The organism is Variovorax sp. PvP013 (assembly GCF_050435945.1).
Taxonomy (GTDB): Bacteria; Pseudomonadota; Gammaproteobacteria; order Burkholderiales; family Burkholderiaceae_C; genus Variovorax.
Genome location: NZ_JBNDLF010000001.1, coordinates 1,253,494 through 1,269,403 on the forward strand (window position 1 = coordinate 1,253,494; position 15,910 = coordinate 1,269,403).

The 15,910-nt window shown below is 71.3% G+C and carries 15 protein-coding genes and 2 riboswitches; of the genes, 13 read left to right on the top strand and 2 right to left on the bottom strand.

Annotated features, from left to right (window positions below; genetic code table 11):
• The first annotated feature begins 51 nt into the window (after nt 1-51).
• The 3 genes from ABID77_RS05975 to ABID77_RS05985 all read left to right on the top strand — a co-directional run bounded on the left by ABID77_RS05975 (nt 52) and on the right by ABID77_RS05985 (nt 2,258).
• Nucleotides 52-1,314, top strand: coding sequence for an NAD(P)/FAD-dependent oxidoreductase (locus ABID77_RS05975; protein ID WP_429592243.1), 1,263 nt, complete (start codon nt 52-54; stop codon nt 1,312-1,314).
• 133 nt (nt 1,315-1,447) lie between these two features.
• Nucleotides 1,448-1,660: a 30S ribosomal protein S21 gene (rpsU, locus tag ABID77_RS05980; protein ID WP_007833691.1), complete on the top strand. Its 213-nt coding sequence runs from the start codon at nt 1,448-1,450 to the stop codon at nt 1,658-1,660.
• A 151-nt stretch (nt 1,661-1,811) separates the two neighbouring features.
• Entirely contained in the window at nt 1,812-2,258 is a 447-nt protein-coding gene (locus tag ABID77_RS05985) for a GatB/YqeY domain-containing protein (RefSeq protein WP_429592245.1), read from the top strand.
• Nucleotides 2,259-2,319: 61 nt separating this feature from the next.
• Here ABID77_RS05985 and pmbA read toward each other — a convergent pair whose 3' ends face one another.
• Complete coding sequence (gene pmbA / locus ABID77_RS05990) at nt 2,320-3,690, bottom strand: metalloprotease PmbA (RefSeq protein ID WP_429592248.1); 1,371 nt, start codon at nt 3,688-3,690, stop codon at nt 2,320-2,322.
• 69 nt (nt 3,691-3,759) lie between these two features.
• On the opposite strand from pmbA, the gene yjgA reads away from it, so the two are divergent.
• The 8 genes from yjgA (at nt 3,760) to gcvP (ending at nt 12,989) form a co-directional block, all read left to right on the top strand.
• Nucleotides 3,760-4,404 carry a ribosome biogenesis factor YjgA gene (yjgA, locus tag ABID77_RS05995; protein WP_429592251.1) on the top strand — a complete coding sequence of 215 codons (645 nt, stop codon included), beginning with the start codon at nt 3,760-3,762 and terminating at the stop codon, nt 4,402-4,404.
• Nucleotides 4,401-4,994: a molybdopterin adenylyltransferase gene (gene mog, locus ABID77_RS06000; protein ID WP_429592254.1), complete on the top strand. Its 594-nt coding sequence runs from the start codon at nt 4,401-4,403 to the stop codon at nt 4,992-4,994. Before yjgA ends, mog begins: the two co-directional genes overlap by 4 nt.
• Before the next feature lie 120 nt (nt 4,995-5,114).
• Nucleotides 5,115-6,095, top strand: a complete 981-nt coding sequence (locus tag ABID77_RS06005; protein WP_429592257.1) for a TRAP transporter substrate-binding protein — start codon at nt 5,115-5,117, stop codon at nt 6,093-6,095.
• 13 nt (nt 6,096-6,108) lie between these two features.
• Nucleotides 6,109-6,621, top strand: a complete 513-nt coding sequence (locus tag ABID77_RS06010; protein ID WP_429592260.1) for a TRAP transporter small permease — start codon at nt 6,109-6,111, stop codon at nt 6,619-6,621.
• 119 nt (nt 6,622-6,740) lie between these two features.
• Entirely contained in the window at nt 6,741-8,033 is a 1,293-nt protein-coding gene (locus tag ABID77_RS06015) for a TRAP transporter large permease (RefSeq protein ID WP_429592262.1), read from the top strand.
• 42 nt (nt 8,034-8,075) lie between these two features.
• Nucleotides 8,076-8,167: riboswitch (glycine riboswitch) on the top strand.
• A gap of 14 nt (nt 8,168-8,181) precedes the next feature.
• A riboswitch (glycine riboswitch) is annotated at nt 8,182-8,306 on the top strand.
• A gap of 56 nt (nt 8,307-8,362) precedes the next feature.
• Nucleotides 8,363-9,571: a glycine cleavage system aminomethyltransferase GcvT gene (gene gcvT / locus ABID77_RS06020; protein ID WP_429592265.1), complete on the top strand. Its 1,209-nt coding sequence runs from the start codon at nt 8,363-8,365 to the stop codon at nt 9,569-9,571.
• Between the two features lie 115 nt (nt 9,572-9,686).
• Complete coding sequence (gene gcvH / locus ABID77_RS06025) at nt 9,687-10,058, top strand: glycine cleavage system protein GcvH (protein ID WP_429592268.1); 372 nt, start codon at nt 9,687-9,689, stop codon at nt 10,056-10,058.
• Nucleotides 10,059-10,070: 12 nt separating this feature from the next.
• On the top strand, nt 10,071-12,989 hold the full coding sequence (gene gcvP / locus ABID77_RS06030) for an aminomethyl-transferring glycine dehydrogenase (protein ID WP_429592270.1): 2,919 nt from the start codon (nt 10,071-10,073) through the stop codon (nt 12,987-12,989).
• A gap of 34 nt (nt 12,990-13,023) precedes the next feature.
• On the opposite strand, the gene ABID77_RS06035 is transcribed toward gcvP, so the two are convergent.
• Entirely contained in the window at nt 13,024-13,932 is a 909-nt protein-coding gene (locus ABID77_RS06035) for a DUF3014 domain-containing protein (RefSeq protein WP_429592273.1), read from the bottom strand.
• A gap of 126 nt (nt 13,933-14,058) precedes the next feature.
• Between ABID77_RS06035 and ABID77_RS06040 the strand changes: the two genes are divergently transcribed.
• On the top strand, nt 14,059-14,895 hold the full coding sequence (locus tag ABID77_RS06040) for a histidine phosphatase family protein (protein ID WP_429592275.1): 837 nt from the start codon (nt 14,059-14,061) through the stop codon (nt 14,893-14,895).
• A complete protein-coding gene (locus ABID77_RS06045) occupies nt 14,892-15,875 on the top strand; it encodes an NAD(P)H-hydrate dehydratase (protein WP_429592278.1) in 984 nt (327 codons plus the stop codon). Before ABID77_RS06040 ends, ABID77_RS06045 begins: the two co-directional genes overlap by 4 nt.
• The last annotated feature ends 35 nt before the right edge of the window (nt 15,876-15,910 follow it).

Here is a 15,910-nt window from a genome sequence, read left to right on the forward strand (position 1 = left end):
GGTCCTTCGCATCCCGGCCTCGCACCCTCTTCCGCTTCCTTTCTTTCCGGCATGCCCGATCCCGACTCCCATCCCACCCCCGACCGCACCGGCACTACCGCCGATTTCGACGCCGTCGTCGTCGGCGCCGGCGCGGCCGGCCTGTTCTGCGCCGCGCAGGCCGGCCAGCGCGGGCTGCGCGTGCTGCTGGTCGACCATGCCGAGCGCATCGCCGAGAAGATCCGCATCTCCGGCGGCGGGCGCTGCAACTTCACCAACCGCGACATCGACGTGCGCGCGCCGCAGCGCCACTTCGTCGGCGAGAACCCCAACTTCTGCCGCTCGGCGCTCTCGCGCTACACGCCGCAGCACTTCGTCGCGCTGGTCGAGAAGCACGGCATCGCCTACCACGAGAAGCACAAGGGCCAGCTGTTCTGCGACGGATCGTCGCAGCAGATCATCGACCTGCTGCTGGCCGAGTGCGCGGCCGGCGGCGTCGAGCGCTGGCAGCCCTGCGCGGTGCGCGGCGTCGCCGCCCGGCCCGGGGGCGGCTACCGCATCGACACCGCGCGCGGGCCGGTCGAGACGCCGCAGGTGGTCGTCGCCACCGGCGGCCTGGCGATCCCGCAGATCGGCGCCAGCGACTTCGGCTACCGCCTCGCCGAGCAGTTCGGCCTGCGCGTCGTCGCGCCGCGCCCGGCACTTGTTCCCCTGACCTTCGCCGGCGAGGGCTGGGCGCCCTACGCGCAGCTCTCCGGGCTGGCGCTGCCGGTGCGCATCGAGGTCGGCGCGAAGAAGGAGCGCATGGCCTTCCTGGAGGACCTGCTGTTCACGCACCGGGGACTCTCCGGCCCGGCGGTGCTGCAGATCTCCAGCTACTGGCGCGAGGGCCAGCCGCTGGCGATCGACTTCGCGCCCGACACCGACGTGGCCGAGGCGCTCGGCGCGGCCAAGTCGCGCTCGCGCAAGCGCATCGCCAACGAGCTGGCGACGCTGGTGCCCTCGCGCCTGGCCGACGCCTGGGTCGGCGACGATCCGGCCCTGCAGCGCCCCATCAACGAAGCCGCCGACCGCGCCCTGGCGGCCCTGGCCGAGCGCGTCGCCGGCTGGCGCATCACCCCCAGCGGCACGGAAGGCTATCGCAAGGCCGAGGTGACCGCCGGCGGCGTCGACACGCGCGAGCTGTCCTCGCAGACGCTCGAATCGAAACGCCACCCCGGACTCCATTTCATCGGCGAGGTGACCGACGTGACGGGCTGGCTCGGCGGCTACAACTTCCAGTGGGCCTGGGCCAGTGCCTTCGCCTGCGCGCAGGCGCTGACGCCGGCCGCGTGAATCCTTTCGCGGGCGGGCTATAATCCTGGGCTCACTTTGGCCTCCCCTCAACGGCCGCAAAACTTCTCCAGTTGAGGAACCCCGGCGCCAGGCCTCGATCTCCTGGGGCCAACTTCGATTCAACGATTCATCAATGACCACCATCCGCGTTAAAGAAAACGAGCCCTTCGACGTCGCCCTCCGCCGCTTTAAGCGCACCATCGAGAAGCTCGGCCTGCTGACCGACCTGCGCGCCCGCGAGTTCTACGAGAAGCCGACCGCCGAGCGCAAGCGCAAGAAGGCCGCCGCCGTCAAGCGCCACTACAAGCGCGTGCGCAGCATGCAGCTGCCCAAGAAGCTGTACTGAGTCCCGTCCGGCAGGGCCCTGTCCGCTGCTCCCACCGAGCACCGGCGACGCCCCGCCCCACGACACGCACCGGCCGCGCCAGGGAAACCTGCCGCGGCCTTGTTTTTGTCCCGCATTTCCCGTTGTTGTTCGATTTCCAAGGAAGACGCCCATGAGCCTCAAGAACCAGATCACCGAAGACATGAAGACCGCCATGCGCGCCAAGGACGCCGAACGCTTGGGCACCATCCGCCTGCTGCTCGCGGCGATGAAGCAGAAGGAGGTCGACGAGCGCATCGAACTCGACGACGCGGCGGTCGTCGCCATCGTCGACAAGCTGGTCAAGCAGCGCAAGGATTCGGTCACCGCCTTCACCCAGGGCGGTCGCACCGACCTCGCCGACAAGGAAGCCGCCGAGATCAAGGTGCTGGAGGTCTACCTGCCGCAGCGCCTGAGCGCCGACGAGGTGGCCGTCGAGGTGAAGGCGATCGTGGCCGAACTCGGCGCCAAGGGCCCCGGCGACATGGGCAAGGTCATGGGCGCAGTGAAGGCCCGCCTGGCCGGCAAGGCCGACATGGGCCAGGTCAGCGCGGCGGTGAAGGCGGCGCTCGCCGGCTGATCGGCTGCGGAATGGGCTCTGTCGCCGGCGCGCCGCGCGCCGCCGGCGACGGAGCGCGGCTTCAGCTGCCCGCGACCTTCATGCGGTTGACCAGCACCGACCCGGTCGTCTTGGCGCCGTGGTTGTAGGCGTCGGCACCGACCGCCTCGATGCCCAGCAGCATGTCCTTGAGATTGCCGGCGATGGTGATCTCCTGCACCGGATAGGCGATGCGGCCCTTCTCGACCCAGAAGCCGCTCGCGCCGCGCGAGTAGTCGCCGGTCACGTAGTTCACGCCCTGGCCCATTAGCTCGATCACGAACAGGCCGGTGTCCAGCTTGCGCAGCATGGCGTCGAGGTCGTCTTCGGCCTTCGTCCGGCGCGAACTCAGGGTCAGGTTGTGCGAACCGCCGGCATTGCCCGTGGTACGCATGCCCAGCTTGCGCGCCGAGTACGTGCTCAGGAAGTAGCCCTGCAGGCGACCGCCGTCGACCACCTTGCGCGCCCGCGTCTCGACGCCCTCGTCGTCGAAGGGCGAGCTGCCCTTGCCGCGCGGGACGTGCGGGTCCTCGGCGACGTCCATGTGCTTGGGCAGCACCTGCTTGCCGAGCGAGTCGAGCAGGAAGGTGCTCTTGCGGTACAGCGCGCCGCCGCTGGTGGCCTGCACCAGTCCGCCGAGCAGCCCGGCCGCCAGCGGCGACTCGAACAGCACCGGGCACTGCGTCGTCTTGATCTTGCGCGAGCCCAGGCGCGAGAGCGCCCGCTCGGCGGCGTAACGGCCCACCGCCTGCGGACTGGCGAGTTCGTCGGCCGAGCGCATCGAGCTGTACCAGGCGTCGCGCTGCATGTCGTCGCCCTTGCCGGCGATCGGCGCGACCGAGATCGAATGCCGCGAGCTGGCGTAGCCGCCCCGGAAGCCGTGCGTGTGGGCGCTGAAGAAGTGGCTCTGCTGGGCCGACACGCCCGCGCCCTCGCTGTTGGTGATGCGGCGGTCGGTGGAGAGCGCGGCGGCCTCGCATTCGAGCGCCAGGACGGCGGCACGCTCGCTGTCGATGTCCCAGGGGTGGAACAGGTCGAGGTCGGGCTGCTCGCGCACGATGTCGGCCTCGTCGGGCAGGCCGCTGAGCGGATCCTCGGCGGTGAAGCGGGCGATGTCGTAGGCCGCCTGCACGGTCTGGGCGATGGCGGCGTCGGAGAAGTCGGAGGTACTGGCGTTGCCGCGCCGGTTGCCGACGTAGACCGTAATGCCCAGCGACTTGTCGCGGTTGCGCTCGACGTTCTCGAGCTCGCCCTTGCGCACCGAGACGCTCAGGCCGCAGCCTTCGGAAGCCTCGGCGCCGGCGTTGGTGGCCCCGAGTTTCTTCGCGTGCGCGAGGGCCGAGTCGACCAGGTTCTCGAAGAAGGAGCGGCTGTAGGCGAAGCCGGATTCGGCGCGCGAAGTGGATGTCGTCATGTGCTGGCTATGATACTTGCGCCCCCCTTTCCCTCTCTGACACGGTCCATTGCGGCCACCGATCGACCTATGTCCCGCAAACCCAAAAAAGGCTACTACGTGCGCGGCGAATTCGTTGCCGAAGGCAGCGAACTCGACCTCGAGCTCAAGCGCGAGCTCAAGGGCACCGACGAAGCCAGCAAGACCGACCTGAAGCGCGAGAGCGCCGAACTGCAGAAGCTCGGCGAGGACCTGCTGACCCTGCGCGCCGGCCTGTTCGACAAGCTGCCCTTGAGCGAGAAGTTCGTCGACGCCGTGGTGGAGGCGCGCCGCATCACCAACTTCGAGGGCAAGCGCCGCCAGATGCAGTTCATCGGCAAGCTCATGCGCGGACTCGACGCCCCCACGCTCGACCTGGTGCGCGCCGCGCTGGACGAGCAGCATCGCGGCCCCGCCGAGGAGACCGCCACCCTGCACGAGGCCGAGCGCTGGCGCGACCGCCTGATCGCCGAGGACGACGCCTTCGGCGGCTGGATCGAGGCCCATCCCGCCACCGACAGCCAGCAGCTGCGCGCGCTGGTGCGCCAGGCTCGCAAGGACCTGAAGGCCGGCCCGGCCGGCGAGGCGCCGCGCCAGGGCAAGGCCTACCGGGAGATCTTCCAGGTCGTGCGCGCGCAGCTCGCCGGAGCCGGCGACGACGAGGCCGAAGCCGACGACGACGGCGTCGCCCCGTGAGCGCCGCCTTCGACCCGGTGCGCATCGGCATCGTCTCGGTCAGCGATCGCGCCTCCACCGGCGTCTACGTCGACCAGGGCCTGCCCGCGCTGCAGGACTGGCTCACGCGCGCCCTGCGCAACCCCATCGCCTTCGAGCCGCGCCTCATTCCCGACGAGCGGGACGTCATCGGCGCGACCCTGATCGAGCTGGTCGACGCCGGCTGTTCCCTGGTGCTGACCACCGGCGGCACCGGCCCGGCGCCGCGCGACGTCACGCCCGAGGCCACGTTGGCCGTCGCCCACAAGGAGATGCCCGGCTTCGGCGAGCAGATGCGCCAGATCGGCCTGCGCTTCGTGCCGACGGCGATCCTGTCGCGCCAGGTCGCCGTCGTCCGCGACCGCGCCCTGATCCTGAACCTGCCCGGCCAGCCCAAGGCCATCGCCGAAACGCTGGAGGGCCTCAGGAATCCCGACGGCTCGCAGGCCGTCGCAGGCATCTTCGCCGCCGTGCCCTACTGCATCGACCTGATCGGCGGGCCGTACCTGGAGACCGACGCGGCCGTCTGCGCCGCCTTCCGGCCGAAGTCGGCACGCCGGCCGGTGGCCTGACCAATTCGACGGTTTTCTTCCCCGTGTCCGTGTAACCCCCGACGCGGGGAGCGCTCCGGGTGCCGCATAGTCCGGCGGGGCGCCGCTGGGGCGTCCGACCCTTGCGGAGACACACGACCCATGAAGAACGGCATCCTCGCCACCGCCCTCGCGCTCGCCTTCGGCCTCGCGGGCGCGGCCGGCGCCCAGGCACAGACCACCACGCTCAAGATCGGCTACGCCACCTCCAAGGAATCGCACTACGGTGTCGGCTCGACCGTGTTCTGCGACGAGATCGAGAAGGGCACCCAGGGGCGCTACAAGTGCCAACACTTCGCCAACTCGGCGCTCGGCGGCGAGCGCGAGCAGATCGAGGCGATCCAGCTGGGCACGCAGGACCTGGTCAACACCTCCACCGGCCCGGTGGGCAACTTCGTGCCCGAGGTCCGCATCGTCGACCTGCCCTTCCTCTTCCGCGACTACGACCACGCGCGCAAGGTCATGGACGGCCCGATCGGCCAGGACCTGCTGACCAAGTTCCCGGCCAAGGGGATCATCGCCCTGGCCTGGACGGAGAACGGCTTCCGCCACATGACCAACAACAAGCGCGACATCGTCAAGCCGACCGATGCCGCCGGGCTGAAGATGCGCACCATGGAAAACAAGGTGCACATGGACGGCTACCGCACCTTCGGCATCCTTCCCACGCCGATGGCGTTCCCGGAGCTGTTCGGCGCCCTGCAGCAGGGCACGGTCGACGGCCAGGAGAACCCGATCCCCGTGATCCTGGCGTCGAAGTTCTCCCAGGTGCAGAAGCACCTGTCGATGACCGGCCACGTCTATTCGCCGGCCCTGCTGCTGCTCTCGCCGAAGGTCTGGAACAAGCTGTCGGACGCCGACAAGAAGGTCTTCGTCGCGGCGGCGCAGACCGCCGCGGTGGCGCAGCGCAAGAAGGTCAACGACGACGAGAACAGCGGCATCGCGCTGCTGGAGAGCCAGGGCATGAAGGTGACCCGCACCGTCGACGGCGCCGCCTTCCGCGAGGCGCTCAAGCCGGCCTACGTCGGCTACGCCAAGGAGTTCGGCGCCGACAACATCAAGAAGATCACCGACGTCAAGTGAGACCGCCCGGACCGTGCAAGCCTTCGAGCGCCACTTCCTCGCCGCCAACCGCTGGGCGCTGATCGCCTTGCTGGCCGCCATGTCGGTCATCATCTTCGTCAACGTGGCGCTGCGCTACCTCACCAGCCATTCGCTCGAATGGGCCGAGGAGGTGGCACGTCACATGATGATCTGGCTGACCTTCCTGGGCGCCGGACCGGTGCTGCGCTACGGCGGCCACATCGCGGTGGAGAACCTGCAGGACGCCCTGCCCGCGCGCGGCGGCATCGCGGTGCGCGCGGTCGTCGCGGCGCTGCTGTTCGCCTTCTTCGGCTTCCTGGTCTGGTACGGCTGGCTCTACGTGCAGCGCACGATGTTCCAGCTCACCGCCGTCACGCAGCTGCCCTTCGGCTACATCTACGCCGCGATGTCGATCGGCGGCGTGCTGCTGATCGTGCATTTCCTGCTGGTGGTCAAGGGCTACGTGCTGCGGCGCGAGTTCCCTTCCGACGCCCATTTCGACGCCAACGCCAGCGCGTCACTTTGATCACCCCCAGGCTTGCCCACTGCGTGTGGCAGCGCCCACCCCCTTCGAGGGGCGACACCCGCGGCCCGGCGGAGCCGGTTCCGCGGTGTCCGGGCCCACCCCGACACTGATTGCCTTCCATGGACGCTAGCGTTGTTCTGATCGTTTCGGCCTGCGTGTTCCTGGCCATCGGGGTGCCGGTGGCGTTCGCGCTGGGCATGGCCACGGCCGCCACGCTGATCCTGGCGGAGAGCTATCCGCTGATCGTGCTGCTCAAGGAGACCTTCACCGGCATCGACAGCTTCCCGCTGATGGCGGTGCCCTTCTTCATCCTGGCGGCAGAGCTGATGAGCGGCGGCTCGCTGACCGAGGTGCTGCTGCGCTTCGCCGGCCAGTTCGTCGGCCACAAGCGCGGCGGGCTGGGCTACACCAACGTGGTGTCGCTGACCTTCTTCTCGGGCATCTCCGGCTCGGCGCTGGCGGACGCGGCGGGACCGGGATCGATGCTCATCAAGATGATGGGCAAGGCCGGCTACGACCGCTCCTACGCCGCCGCGCTGACCGCCTCGACGGCCATCGTCGGGCCGATCATCCCGCCCTCGATCATCATGATCATCTACGCGCTGCAGGACGAGACGGTCTCGGTCGGCTCGCTGTTCGTCGCGGGCATCGTGCCGGGCATCCTGATCGCGGTGGCGATGTGCGTGGTCAACTTCCACGTCTCGAAGAAGCGCAACTACAAGGGCGACGGCCGGCTGCCGCCGCTGCGCGAGATCCTCGTGACGACCTGGAAGGCGCTGCCGGCGATCCTGCTGCCGGTGGTGATCCTGGGCGGCATGCGCGCGGGCTGGTTCACGCCGACGGAGGCCTCGGTGGTGGCGGTGTTCTACGCGCTGCTGTGCGGCAAGTTCGTCTACCGCACGCTCGAGTGGAAGGCGTTGCCCAACATCCTGGAGCGCTCGGCGCTGCTGTCGGCCTCGGTGCTGATCATCATCGGGCTGTCGGCCTCCTTCGCCTGGGTGCTGACCATCGAGGGCATCCCGCAGCAGATGGCCGAGTGGCTGATCTCGATGAAGCTCTCGCCGTGGATGTTCCTGATCATCGTCAACGTCTTCCTGCTGCTGTTCGGCATCTTCATCGAGCCGCTGCCGGGCGTGATGGTGCTGGCGCCGATCCTGGCGCCGGTGGCGATCAAGCTGGGCGTCGACCCGGTGCACTTCGCCATGATCGTGATCTACAACCTGACGCTGGGCATGATCACGCCGCCGGTGGGCGGACTGCTGTTCGTGACCTGCAACGTCTCCAAGGTGCCGATGTCGCAGCTGGTGCGCGAGCTGGTGCCCTTTCTCTGGGCGCACGGGGCGGTGCTGGTGCTGCTGACCTTCGTGCCGGCGCTCTCCACTTGGCTGCCGCGCGCGCTCGGTTTCAAGTAGCGACACAACCGCCGCCGGGCGGCGCGGCATCCTCCACTACACTCGGACGGGTCAGGAGAGCGCCGTCCCCCGGGAAGGCCGCCGAAGGCGCAGGAACCCATCCGAACGCTCAGGTACCCAGGACTGACGAAACGCCCGCTCACGCGGGCGTTGCCTTGCTGGAGAGAGACCGGAGCGCGCCCGAGGGCGACGGAGCCGGTCCACCGAAGGAGCAAACCCCGAGCCTTTCCAGGCGGGGCGAATCTCTCAGGTAGAGCGGACAGCAGGGGTGGCCCACGGCTTGCGAGCCGTGGAATTCGATCCGCCCCTCGTTCAACGGAAAGCGTCCCATGACCGCCATTCCCGCTCCCTCCCCCGCCACCGTGGCGCCCGCCGCAGCCGCAGCCGCAGCCGCCGACGCCGGCGCGCTGCGCACCACCCCGCTGCACGACCTGCACGTCGCGCTCGGCGCCCGCATGGTGCCCTTCGCCGGTTACTCGATGCCGGTGCAGTACCCCGCCGGCCTGGTCGCCGAGCACCGCCACACCCGCACGGCCGCCGGCCTGTTCGACATCTCGCACATGGGCCAGTTGCGCCTCGTCGGCGCCGACGCCGCCGCCGCCTTCGAGACGCTGATGCCGGTCGACGTCGTCGGCCTGGCCCCCGGTCGGCAGCGCTACGGCCTGCTGCTCGACGACGACGGCGGCATCCTCGACGACCTGATGTTCTTCAACGAGGGCGGCGACTCGCTCTTCGTCATCGTCAACGGCGCCTGCAAGGCGGCCGACCTCGCGCACCTCCAGGCCCGCATCGGCGCGCGCTGCGAGGTGCAGCCGCTGCCCGACCACGCCTTGCTCGCGCTGCAGGGCCCGCAGGCCGCGGCCGTGCTGGAGCGGCTGTCGCCCGGCATCGGCCGCTTCGTCTTCATGACCGGCGGCGCGGTGCGCATCGGCGCCGGCGACGCGGCCATCGGCGCCTTCGTCACCCGCAGCGGCTACACCGGCGAGGACGGCTTCGAGATCTCGGTGCGCGCCGCCGACGCCGAGCCGCTCGCCCGCGCGCTGCTGGCCGAGCCCGAGGTGCTGCCGATCGGCCTGGGCGCGCGCAACTCGCTGCGGCTGGAGGCCGGTCTGTGCCTGTACGGCCACGACATCGATCGCACGACGACGCCGGTCGAGGCCGCGCTCGGCTGGGCGATGCAGAAGGTGCGGCGCACCGGCGGCGCGCGCGCCGGCGGCTTCCCCGGCGCCGGGCGGGTGCTGGCGCAGCTCGACGCGGCCGGCGGCGAGCCGGACGCGCGCCGCCGCGTCGGCCTGGTCGCGCTGGAGCGCATCCCGGTGCGCGACGGCACGCCGCTCGAATCGACCGACGGCCAGACCATCGGCCAGGTCACCAGCGGCCTGCTCGCACCCACGGTGGACCGACCCGTCGCGATGGGCTACGTGCCCCAGGCGCTGGCCGCGCCCGGCACCCGGCTGCAGGCGCGCGTGCGCGGCAAGGCGGTGCCGATGGAGGTGGTGCCGCTGCCCTTCGTGCCGGCGCGCTACTTCCGCGGCTGATCCGCGGCATCGACCGCCCGCCGCCGATTCCCGAGCGTCGACCCGCCATCGCCGGCCCCGCTACGCTTCCCCTTCCCTTTCCTTTCGTTCCCTCTCTTTCTCAGGAGCCTTCCCCATGACCGTCAAGTTCACCAAAGACCACGAATGGGTCGAGACCACCGGCGCCGACGCCGCCACCGTCGGCATCACGGTCCACGCGCAGGACGCGCTGGGCGACGTGGTGTTCGTCGACCTGCCCGAGGTGGGCGCCACCTACGCGCAGGGCGAGGTCGCCGGCGTGGTCGAGTCGGTCAAGGCCGCCGCCGACGTCTTCATGCCCGTCTCGGGCGAGGTCACCGAGGTCAACGAGGCGTTGCGCGCCGATCCCGGCCTGGCCAACAGCGACCCGCTGGGCGCCGGCTGGTTCTTCAAGGTCAAGCTGTCCGATGCCGCGCAGGTCGACGCCCTGCTGGACGCGGCCGCCTACGACGAATTCTCCGCAAGCTGAAGTCCACCCGCCATGCCTTCCCACGACCTCTCTCTCCCGACCGACCTCGACACCGCCGGTGAATTCATCCCCCGGCACATCGGCATCTCGCCGGCCGACGAGGCGCGCATGCTGCCGGCGATCGGCTCGGCCACGCGCGCCGAGCTGATCGACGGCATCGTGCCGGCGGCCATCCGCCGCACGCGGCCGATGGACCTGCCCGGCGCGGCGAGCGAGGCCGAGGCGCTGGCCGAACTCAAGGCCATGGCGGCCAAGAACAAGGTCGCGCGCAACTTCATCGGCCAGGGCTACTACGGCACGCACACGCCCGGCGTGATCCTGCGCAACGTGCTGGAGAACCCGGCCTGGTACACGGCCTACACGCCCTACCAAGCCGAGATCTCGCAGGGCCGCATGGAAGCCCTGCTCAACTTCCAGACCATTGTGTGCGACCTCACGGGCATGGCGATCGCCAACGCGTCGATGCTCGACGAGGCCACCGCCGCGGCCGAGGCCATGACGCTGGCGCGCCGCAGCGTGAAGGCCAAGAGCGCCGTCTTCCTGGTGGCGGGCGATTGCCATCCGCAGACCATCGAGGTGCTGCGTACGCGCGCCGCGCCGCTGGGCATCGAGCTGCGGGTCAGCACCGCCGCGCAGTCGCTGCCGCAGCTGATGGAAGCCGGCGGCTTCTTCGGCGCGCTGGCCCAGTACCCGGCGACCACCGGCGCGATCCACGACCTGCGCGCGCTGGCCGACCTCGCCCACCGCCACGACGCCGCCCTGTGCGTGGCGGCCGACCTGCTGGCGCTGACCCTGCTCGCGCCGCCGGGCGAATGGGACGCCGACATCGTCTGCGGCACCACCCAGCGCTTCGGCATGCCGATGTGCAACGGCGGCCCGCACGCGGCCTACCTGGCCTGCCGCGACGCCTACAAGCGCTCGCTGCCCGGCCGGCTGGTGGGCGTGAGCGTCGACGCGCACGGCGCGCCCGCCCTGCGCCTGGCGCTGCAGACGCGCGAGCAGCACATCCGCCGCGAGAAGGCGACGTCGAACATCTGCACGGCGCAGGTGCTGCCGGCGGTGGTGGCGAGCATGTACGCCGTCTACCACGGCCCCGACGGCCTCGCGCGCATCGCGCGGCGCGTCGCCACTCTGACCGCCCTGCTGGCCCGGGGCCTGGCGCAGATGGGCTTCGAGACCGTCGACGACACCGCCTTCGACTCCCTGACCGTGAAGACCGGCGACGCCACCGACGCCATCGTCGCGCGCGCCGAGGCCGCGAACGTCAACCTGCGCCACCGCCTGCAGCGGCACCTGGGCATCTCGCTGGACGAGACCACCACGCGCGCCGACATCGAGACCCTGTGGGCGCTGTTCGTGCCCGCGGGCGTGGCGATGCCGCGCTTCGAGGCGCTGGCCGCCGACGCCGCACCCATGATCCCCGAGGCGCTGCGCCGCACCAGCGCGTTCCTGACGCATCCGGTGTTCAACACGCACCGCAGCGAGACGGCGATGCTGCGCTACATCCGATCCCTCTCCGACAAGGACCTGGCGCTCGACCGCAGCATGATCCCGCTGGGCAGCTGCACCATGAAGCTCAACGCGACCAGCGAGATGATCCCCGTCACCTGGCCCGAGTTCGCCGACATCCACCCCTTCGCGCCGGCCGACCAACTCCAGGGCTACGCCGAGCTCGACCGCCAGCTGCGCGCCTGGCTCTGCGAGGCCACCGGCTATGCCGGCATCAGCCTGCAGCCCAATGCCGGCTCGCAGGGCGAGTACGCCGGCCTGCTGGCCATCAAGGCCTGGCACGCCTCGCGCGGCGACGGCGGGCGCGACGTCTGCCTGATCCCGTCGTCGGCGCACGGCACCAACCCGGCCAGCGCCCAGATGGTCGGCATGCGGGTGGTGGTGACGGCCTGCGACGCCAACGGCAACGTCGACATGGACGACCTGAAGCGCGCCTGCGAGAAGCACGCCGCCGACCTGGCCGCCGTGATGATCACCTACCCCAGCACGCACGGCGTCTTCGAGACCCGCGTGAAGGAGCTGTGCGAGCTGGTGCACGCCCACGGCGGGCGGGTGTACGTCGACGGCGCCAACATGAACGCGCTGGTCGGCGTGGCCGCGCCGGGCGAGTTCGGCGGCGACGTCAGCCACCTGAACCTGCACAAGACCTTCTGCATCCCGCACGGCGGCGGCGGACCCGGCGTCGGCCCGGTGTGCGTGGTGGCCGACCTGGTGCCCTTCCTGCCGGGCCACGCGAGCGCCAACCCGGACGCCGCCGTGCGGCCGGAACACGCCGTCGGCGCCGTCTCGGCCGCGCCGCTGGGCAACGCGGCGGTGCTGCCGATCAGCTGGATGTACTGCCGCATGATGGGCGCCGACGGCCTCCAGGCCGCCACCGAGACCGCCATCCTGAGCGCCAACTACGTCAGCGCGCGCCTGGTCGACCACTACCCCACGCTCTACGCCAGCCCCAACGGTCACGTCGCGCACGAGTGCATCCTGGACCTGCGCCCGATCGCCAAGCAGTGCGGCATCACCGCCGAGGACGTCGCCAAGCGCCTGATCGACTACGGCTTCCACGCACCGACGTTGAGCTTCCCGGTGCCCGGCACGCTGATGGTCGAGCCCACCGAGAGCGAGCCGCTGGCCGAGCTCGATCGCTTCGTCGACGCCATGATCGCCATCCGGGGCGAGATCCGCCGCGTCGAGGAAGGCGTCTGGCCGAAGGACGACAACCCGCTCAAGCACGCGCCGCACACCGCCGCCAGCCTGCTGACGACCGAGTGGACGCGCCCCTACGCGCGCGAACTCGGCGCCTACCCGGTGGCCGCGCTCCGCTCGGCGAAGTACTGGCCGCCGGTGGGCCGCGTCGACAACGTCTACGGCGACCGCAACCTGTTCTGCAGCTGCCTGCCCGTCGAGGCCTACGCCGAGGCGGAATGAGGGCGGGCGCCCGTCGGGCGTGGCCGGCGCGCCCTCAGCGCCTGGTGGCCACCGCGCCCGTGGCGATGCGCGCGCGGAAAGCCGCCAGCTGCGCCTTCAGCCGCCGCTCGTTGGCCACGCCCATGCGCACCAGCATCTTCTGGCCGCTGGAGAGCGATTCCAGTTCCGGGTCGACGAACTCGTAGCGCGTCCAGGGCCGGGGCGTCGCGTACTCGCCCTTGACCTCGACCAGCGTCACGGCCACCGGGCCCTCGGGCTCGGGCGCCTGCAGCAGGTGGTCGAGGACGGCGATCAGGCGGTCGTTGAAGTAGCGGCCCGGGTAGCCCAGTTCCTCGTAGGCCTCCTGGAACAGCGGATAGAGCCGGGCGTAGAGCGCCGCGGCGCGCTCGACGTTCACCGCTTCGGCGAAGGCGACGAAGGTGCCGTAGCGTGCCGCGTTGGCGGGGTCGATCGTCGCCGGGGCACCGCCCGCGCCGCCGGCCACCGTGAAGCGGCCGGGCGCGGGTTGCACCGGCCACATGCGCGCCGCCGCCTGCGGGCGCACGAGGTTGTCCACCGTGGCCACCACGCGCCGCACGAAGCCGTCGAGCTGCAGGAACGACAGCGACTTCGCGCCGCCGAGCAGTTCGCCGAGTGCCGTCGTGACGCGCGCGTCGGCATCGTTCAGGCGCGGCAGCGCCGCCTCGGGCGGGGCGAGCGTGTCGATCGGGTTCTGCGGGCCGACGGCCTGCTCGGGCGCGGGCGGCGGCGCCTCGGCGGCGGGCTGATCGGGCGCGCTGGCCGCCGGCGGCGTGGCGTCGACCGGCGCCACGGGCGGGCGGAACCAGTGCCACCAGGCGAAGCCGGCGGCGCCGGCCAGGATCGCGAGGACCAGCAGCACGCCGCCGACGCCGCGCGAGGGCTCGGGCACGGGTCTGAAATCGGATGAATGACGCTCGGGCATGGGGCGGGTCCGTGGTTGGATGACAACCCGATTAAAACCGGGACCGGCCCACGGGCCGTAACGCGCTGTGAAAGCCGGCGGCCTCGGCCTACGGAAAGGCCCGGGGTCGCTTCCTATCATGATCCGATGCCCTCCTCCTCCGCCTCTCTCTCCTCCACCTCGTCCTCGTCCGCTCCCGCCGTGTCGACCACCTCCTGGCCACGGACGCTCTGGCTCATCCGCCACGGCCAGAGCGCCGGCAACGTCGCGCGCGATGCGGCGGAGTCGGGCGGCCTGCCGGTGATCGATCTCGCCTGGCGCGACATCGACGTGCCGCTGTCGGACCTGGGCGTCAAGCAGGCCACGGCGGTGGGCGACTGGTTCGGCCGCCTGCCGCGCGACGAGCAGCCCGAGGTCATCCTGTGCTCGCCCTACGTGCGGGCGCGCGAGACCGCCCGCCTGCTGGCCGAGAGCGCCGGCCTGGGCGCCGACCGGGGCGTGCGCCTGCGCATCGACGAGCGGCTGCGCGAGAAGGAGTTCGGCATCCTCGACCGGCTCACGCGCTTCGGCATCCAGCAGAAGCACCCCGAGCTCGACGAGCAGCGCGGCCACGTCGGCAAGTTCTATTTCCGACCGCCCGGCGGCGAGAGCTGGTGCGACGTCATCCTGCGCCTGCGCAGCCTGCTGGAGATGGTGACGCGCGAGTACGCCGGCCAGCGCGTGCTGGTGGTGGGCCACCAGGTGATCGTCAACTGCATGCGCTACCTGATGGAGCACATGGACGAGCACCGGATCCTCGACATCGACCGCCAGGGCGACGTGCCCAACTGCGCCGTGACCTCCTACCGCGCCCGCCCCGACGACAGCCCCGCCGACCAGGACGACGTCATGACGCTCGACCTGGTGAACTTCCTGGCGCCGCTGCGCGAGGCCGCGACGCCGGTGACCAGCGCGCCCGACGCGCAGACCTCGCCCAAGCCATGACCGCGCCCGCACGGCCGCGCCGCGCCGCCGCACCGGTCCCGGTCACCGCCGCGAAAACCCGCACCCGCGCACCGGCCGTCGCGAAGCCGGCCGCCAGGCCCATCGATGATGCCGCGCTGGCCCACTGGCCGCTCACGGCGCCCGACGGCGCGGCCGACAAGGAGACGCGCGGCCACGTGCTGGTGGTGGCGGGCAGCCACGAGATCCCGGGCGCGGCGCTGTTGGCTGCCGTCGCCGCGTTGCGCGCCGGCGCGGGCAAGCTGACCATCGCGGCGCCGGAGCGCGTGGCGCTCGGCCTGGCGCTGGCGATCCCCGAAGCGCGCGTGATCGCCCTGGCCGAGAACAAGGGTGGCGGCCTGCTGGCCAGGGGCTGCGCGACGCTGGAGTCGGTGGCGTCCCGGGTCGGTGCCGTGGTGCTGGGGCCGGGCATGCTCGACGAGAAGCGCAGCGTCGCCTTCGTGCGCGGCCTGCTGCCCTTGCTGCGCGAGGCCGTCGTCGTGCTCGACGCCTATGCCATGTCGGTGGCGCGCGACGGCGCCTTCGACCAGCCGGTGGTGCTGACGCCGCACGCCGGCGAGATGGCGCACCTCACGGGCCTGACCAAGGAGGCGGTCTGCGCCGATCCGCTCGGCGCCGCGCGCGAAGCCGCCGGGCGCTGGAACGCCTGCGTGGCGCTCAAGGGCGCGGAGACCTTCATCGTCCAACCGGGCGAAGGCGCCTGGCGCTTCGACGGCGGCACGCCGGGCCTGGCGACGTCGGGCTCGGGCGACACGCTCGCCGGCCTGATCGGCGGGCTGGCGGCGCGCGGGTTGTCGCCGCTGCAGGCCAGCGCCTGGGGCGTGCTGCTGCACGCGCGCGCCGGCCACGCGCTCGGCCGCCGCCACGGGCCGCTGGGCTACCTGGCGCGCGAGCTGTCGGCCGAGGTGCCGGCGATCATCCACGCTATCGGGAAGAAGCGCACGGCAGCGCGCGGCGGGTGACGCCGCGTCGGCGGCGCGCGAACCGGGCCACGCTC

What these genes read in the sequence shown, in the direction of transcription:
- ABID77_RS05975 (WP_429592243.1), top strand. Translation starts at nt 52, where the DNA reads ATGCCCGATCCCGACTCCCATCCCACCCCCGACCGCACCGGCACTACC.
- rpsU (WP_007833691.1), top strand. Translation starts at nt 1,448, where the DNA reads ATGACCACCATCCGCGTTAAAGAAAACGAGCCCTTCGACGTCGCCCTC.
- ABID77_RS05985 (WP_429592245.1), top strand. Translation starts at nt 1,812, where the DNA reads ATGAGCCTCAAGAACCAGATCACCGAAGACATGAAGACCGCCATGCGC.
- pmbA (WP_429592248.1), bottom strand. Translation starts at nt 3,690, where the DNA reads ATGACGACATCCACTTCGCGCGCCGAATCCGGCTTCGCCTACAGCCGC.
- yjgA (WP_429592251.1), top strand. Translation starts at nt 3,760, where the DNA reads ATGTCCCGCAAACCCAAAAAAGGCTACTACGTGCGCGGCGAATTCGTT.
- ABID77_RS06005 (WP_429592257.1), top strand. Translation starts at nt 5,115, where the DNA reads ATGAAGAACGGCATCCTCGCCACCGCCCTCGCGCTCGCCTTCGGCCTC.
- ABID77_RS06015 (WP_429592262.1), top strand. Translation starts at nt 6,741, where the DNA reads ATGGACGCTAGCGTTGTTCTGATCGTTTCGGCCTGCGTGTTCCTGGCC.
- gcvT (WP_429592265.1), top strand. Translation starts at nt 8,363, where the DNA reads ATGACCGCCATTCCCGCTCCCTCCCCCGCCACCGTGGCGCCCGCCGCA.
- gcvH (WP_429592268.1), top strand. Translation starts at nt 9,687, where the DNA reads ATGACCGTCAAGTTCACCAAAGACCACGAATGGGTCGAGACCACCGGC.
- gcvP (WP_429592270.1), top strand. Translation starts at nt 10,071, where the DNA reads ATGCCTTCCCACGACCTCTCTCTCCCGACCGACCTCGACACCGCCGGT.
- ABID77_RS06035 (WP_429592273.1), bottom strand. Translation starts at nt 13,932, where the DNA reads ATGCCCGAGCGTCATTCATCCGATTTCAGACCCGTGCCCGAGCCCTCG.
- ABID77_RS06040 (WP_429592275.1), top strand. Translation starts at nt 14,059, where the DNA reads ATGCCCTCCTCCTCCGCCTCTCTCTCCTCCACCTCGTCCTCGTCCGCT.
- ABID77_RS06045 (WP_429592278.1), top strand. Translation starts at nt 14,892, where the DNA reads ATGACCGCGCCCGCACGGCCGCGCCGCGCCGCCGCACCGGTCCCGGTC.